Annotated in this window: 4 protein-coding genes; all 4 read left to right on the top strand. The window is 39.1% G+C overall.

The features are described 5' to 3' along the window. Window positions 1–156 precede the first annotated feature (156 nt). The 4 genes from ABWO41_RS15740 (at window position 157) to ABWO41_RS15725 (ending at window position 4391) form a co-directional block, all read left to right on the top strand. On the top strand, window positions 157–456 hold the full coding sequence (locus ABWO41_RS15740) for a GIY-YIG nuclease family protein (RefSeq protein WP_353140096.1): 300 nt from the start codon (window positions 157–159) through the stop codon (window positions 454–456). Between the two features lie 448 nt (window positions 457–904). Then, entirely contained in the window at window positions 905–1804 is a 900-nt protein-coding gene (locus tag ABWO41_RS15735) for a glycoside hydrolase family 25 protein (protein ID WP_353140094.1), read from the top strand. Between the two features lie 48 nt (window positions 1805–1852). Beyond that, window positions 1853–3862 carry a thioredoxin domain-containing protein gene (locus tag ABWO41_RS15730; RefSeq protein ID WP_353140092.1) on the top strand — a complete coding sequence of 670 codons (2010 nt, stop codon included), beginning with the start codon at window positions 1853–1855 and terminating at the stop codon, window positions 3860–3862. Window positions 3863–3893: 31 nt separating this feature from the next. Continuing rightward, complete coding sequence (locus tag ABWO41_RS15725; RefSeq protein ID WP_353140090.1) at window positions 3894–4391, top strand: FKBP-type peptidyl-prolyl cis-trans isomerase; 498 nt, start codon at window positions 3894–3896, stop codon at window positions 4389–4391. Window positions 4392–4547 lie beyond the last annotated feature (156 nt).

The following is a 4547-nucleotide window of genomic DNA, read 5'->3' as shown; positions in this document are numbered from 1 at the left end:
AGACGGCAAAAAAATAGAATTACCAGCAGTGATGATGAGTACGGAGAATGAGTAAGAGGAAATCAATATTTGCGTCATTCTGACCGTAGGGAAGAATCCCACATGCAGAGAAATATTTCTCTTATGAAGTAAAGTAAAATTTCATTAGCTTCAAAAATGGAAAGAGGCGGATGCGTGTACATTATGACCAATAAGTACAGAACAGCTTTATATATTGGTATGACATCTGATCTCCCGGGACGAATCTGGGAACATAAAAATAACCATTATCCAGCAAGTTTTACTACCCGGTATAAACTATACTATTGCGTATATTATGAGTCTTTTTTTAGTATTCAGGAAGCAATTTTGCGTGAGAAAGAATTAAAGGGATGGTTAAGAAAGAAAAAAGATATGTTGATAACATCAAGTAATCCCAATTGGCTGGACTTATGGGACGAAATTAAGGAATGGTAACTATGTGAATATTTGCGTCATTCTGATCCCGTTTTGAACGCGATCATAATCCCATATGTAAATCAAGAAAATAGCTATAGCTCTCTAATACGTGGGATGTTTCGCTATGGCTCAACATGAAGGGCTTTCGGTACAATGTTAATTAGTACAGAAGTTAAGGGAAGCGATACTAGAAATGAATATTTGCGTCATTCTGATCGTAGAGAAGAATCCCACATGCAGAGTAAGCGATAGCATTAGTTTTGGTATAATGGGATGCCAGCCTGCGGCAGGCAGGTTTCGTTGTTCCTCAATATGAAGGGCTTTAGCAACTGTTTATCCTTCACCTGGTGTCAGTGCGAAGATTTCTGAAGAAAACCTGACACCCACCAATACCAGACAGAGAAGTTCATGATCGACCCTGAAAAAACACTTTCTATTTCGTACTTTTACCGAATAAAATAGTGTAATGCCGCCTACTACCAAAGTCACGACAGCCAGAAAGAAGAAAACCACTACAACATCAACAAGAAAGCCACGGACAAGAAAACCCAAGAAGAAAAGTTTTACAGAAAGGTATAAATATAAGATTGTAATAGTCATTATAGTCCTATTGCTGTTTTCGCCTTTTTATTACGGAAAAATTATCCGCACAACGGTTTCAACCGGAAGGTGGATTAAAGACTTGTTCATTTTCAACGAATATCCGCATTACGAAAAACTCAATGTAAAAGTACCGCGAAGGTATTATGTACATGGAATAGACGTTTCCTCTTACCAGCAGAAAATAAAATGGAGTCTGGTAGATTCTATGAATGACGATGGTGTGAAAATCAGTTTTGCATTTATCAAAGCCACAGAAGGCGTCACCCTGGTAGACCCATATTTTCAGCGGAATTGGCGAGAGAGCAAAGACAATAATATCATCAGAGGAGCTTACCACTATTTTAAACCCAGAAAATCTGGTTTATGGCAGGCTAGGTTTTTTATGCAGACTGCAAAATTCGAACAGGGAGATTTACCTCCGGTTTTAGATATAGAAGAAATTGGAAATCTGTCTAAAGCAGAATTACAGCAAAATGTACAGGCCTTTTTAGACGAAGTGGAACGAAAAGTGCGGGTAAAACCTATAATATATACAGGTTATAAGTTCTATGTAGATTACCTGAAAGGGAAATTTGACGATTATCCGCTTTGGGTAGCTCATTATTATCAGCCAAAATTGAAACTGGAAAACACAGAATGGAAGTTTTGGCAGCATTCTGATAAATCTACTATAGATGGTATAAAAGGGAAAACAGACTTGAATGTTTTTAATGGAGATGAAGAGGATTTAAGTGCTTTGCTTATCCAGCATCATCTTTATTAATGAAACGTGATATATAACAAGGTGTTTAATTCATAAAAACAACACAAAATGGCAAACAGATTAGCTAAAGAATCGTCTCCGTATTTATTGCAACATGCCAATAATCCGGTAGATTGGTATCCCTGGGGAAAAGAAGCGCTGGAAAAGGCGAAAACAGAAAATAAGCTGATTTTGGTTAGTGTGGGCTATTCAGCATGTCACTGGTGTCATGTGATGGAACATGAAAGTTTCGAAGATGCAGAAGTGGCGCAAATGATGAATGAACACTTTGTCTGTATTAAGGTAGACCGGGAAGAAAGACCAGATATCGACCAGATCTATATGAATGCGGTTCAGTTGATGACAGGGAGAGGCGGCTGGCCGCTCAACTGTTTCTGTTTGCCAGATCAGCGACCAATCTACGGAGGAACGTATTTTCAGAAAGAAGATTGGAAGAACATCCTGTTGAATCTGGCTGGTTTTTATGAAAACAAGCCAGAGGAAGCCCAAGAATATGCATTGCGTTTAATGGATGGTATCAATCAGTCCGAGCGGATATCTTTTATATCCGAAGCCCGGGAATATACAGAAGAGCATATAGATAACATTATAAAGCCATGGAAAATGCATTTCGATTTCTCGGAAGGCGGACAAAACCGGGCTCCAAAATTTCCGATGCCGGATAACTGGGCGTTTTTAATGAAAGTAGCTTATCTAGCGAAAGATGAGGCGGCTTATGTGATCACCCGTCTGACTTTAGATAAGATGGCAGCCGGTGGAATTTACGACCAGCTCGGTGGTGGCTTTGCCCGTTATTCGGTAGATCATAAGTGGCATATTCCTCATTTCGAAAAAATGCTTTACGACAATGGTCAGCTCATGTCCCTTTATGCAGATGCGTACAGATATTATGGAAACGAGCGTTATAAAGAGATCGTTTACGAAACTTACGATTGGCTGAAGCGTGAAATGACATCGCCGGAATATGGTTTTTACTCGGCTTTAGATGCCGATAGTGAGGGAGTAGAAGGTAAATTTTATACCTGGGATAAGGAAGAAATAGAGTCGGTTCTGGGAAGCGAAAACGCGGCTATCTTCAATACTTATTACGAAATTAGCGAAGAAGGAAACTGGGAAGAAGAAGCAGTAAATCATCTTTGGGTCAGAAAAGAAAAGCAGTTTGTAGCCGAAGAGTTCAATATTTCCGTAGCGCAATTAGACGAAATTATTCGGCACTCAAAAACTGTGCTGCTCGAATACCGGAATAAAAGAATACATCCGGGCTTGGATGACAAGATACTGACTTCCTGGAATGCGCTGATGCTCAAGGGCCTTTGCGATGCTTATAAGGCTTTTTCAGATGAGCAGTTTTTAACCCTGGCGCTCAATAATGCCAATTTCTTATTAGAAAAGGTGTATACCCAAGAGGGAAGGCTTTACCGCAATTATAAACAAGGTAAAGCGACTATCGAAGCTTTTCTAGATGACTATGCTTTATTTACGCAGGCTTTTATTGCTCTATATGAAGTAACTTTTGACGAAGTATGGCTGACGAGGGCGAGAGTATTGGCAGATTATGTTATCCATCATTTTTCGGATACTGGATCCGGGATGTTTTTTTATACGTCAGATACTAGCGAAGCGCTGGTAGCCAGAAAATACGAAATCATGGATAATGTCATTCCGTCTTCTAATTCGGTTATGGCATGGAATTTAAAGAAACTAAGTATGTTATTCGATAATGAGGAATATGCAAACATATATAAAGGTATGTTGCGGACAGTAGAGCCACAAATGGCATCTTACGGTTCGGCATATTCAAATTGGGCTTCATTATTGTTAGAAGAAGTATACGGAACTTACGAAGTTGCAATAACTGGCAATCTGGCAGAACATCAGCGTCGGGAATTCGAAAAAAGTTATATTCCCAATAAGATAATTTTGGGTGGTAAGTCTGGAACATTACCTTTGTTGGAAGATAAGTTTATTGGAGATACCTGGATTTTTGTTTGTGAAAATAAGACCTGTCAGTTACCAGTAAGATCTGCTGAAGAAGCAATTAAACAAATATTAAAATAGAAGCTATAGAAAGCTTCACAAAAAGTAAAGAATGAAAATAGACAACAAACAAGTAGTATCGGTAACTTATGATTTATATATTACTGAAGAAGGTGAGAAAAAACACGTAGAAAGCGCGACTACCGAAAGACCACTGGTGTTTTTGTATGGTGTAGGAATGATGCTTCCTAAATTCGAAGAAAATTTAAAAGGACTTTCTATTGGTGATAACTATGCTTTCTCTTTAGCTGCGGGTGATGCTTACGGTGAATATGACGAAGCTGCGGTAGTTAGTCTGCCTAAAGATATGTTTACAAATCAGGGAGGTTTGCCAGAAATTGGCGCTGTTCTTCCTTTGCAGGATAATCAGGGAAATCAATTTCAGGGCAGAGTAGTTTCTATTGCAGAAGATGCTGTATTAGTAGACTTAAACCACCCAATGGCCGGACATGAATTACATTTCAACGGAACTATTCAGGATGTAAGACCAGCAACTCAGGAAGAGTTAGATCATGGTCACGTTCATGGAGAAGGTGGTCATCATCACTAATAGTTGGTAAACTTATACCAAACCAAACAGGGTTTATTTCTTAGGAAATAGACCCTGTTTGGTTTTTGGGGGCTGTCTAAATCAAACATTATCGTTATTTCGAGGCAACGAAGCCTGCCTGACGGCAGTCAGGCAATCTCAATAGTAGGCGATTTA

The sequence above is a fragment of the Pseudopedobacter sp. genome, assembly GCF_040392825.1.
In the GTDB taxonomy this organism is placed as follows: domain Bacteria; phylum Bacteroidota; class Bacteroidia; order Sphingobacteriales; family Sphingobacteriaceae; genus Pseudopedobacter.
The sequence above is the reverse complement of the archived record's forward strand: the minus strand, read 5'-3'. Positions and strand labels throughout refer to the sequence as shown.

Excerpts from the sequence above, each read along its gene's own strand:
- ABWO41_RS15740 (WP_353140096.1), top strand. The coding sequence starts at position 157 with ATGGAAAGAGGCGGATGCGTGTACATTATGACCAATAAGTACAGAACA.
- ABWO41_RS15735 (WP_353140094.1), top strand. The coding sequence starts at position 905 with ATGCCGCCTACTACCAAAGTCACGACAGCCAGAAAGAAGAAAACCACT.
- ABWO41_RS15730 (WP_353140092.1), top strand. The coding sequence starts at position 1,853 with ATGGCAAACAGATTAGCTAAAGAATCGTCTCCGTATTTATTGCAACAT.
- ABWO41_RS15725 (WP_353140090.1), top strand. The coding sequence starts at position 3,894 with ATGAAAATAGACAACAAACAAGTAGTATCGGTAACTTATGATTTATAT.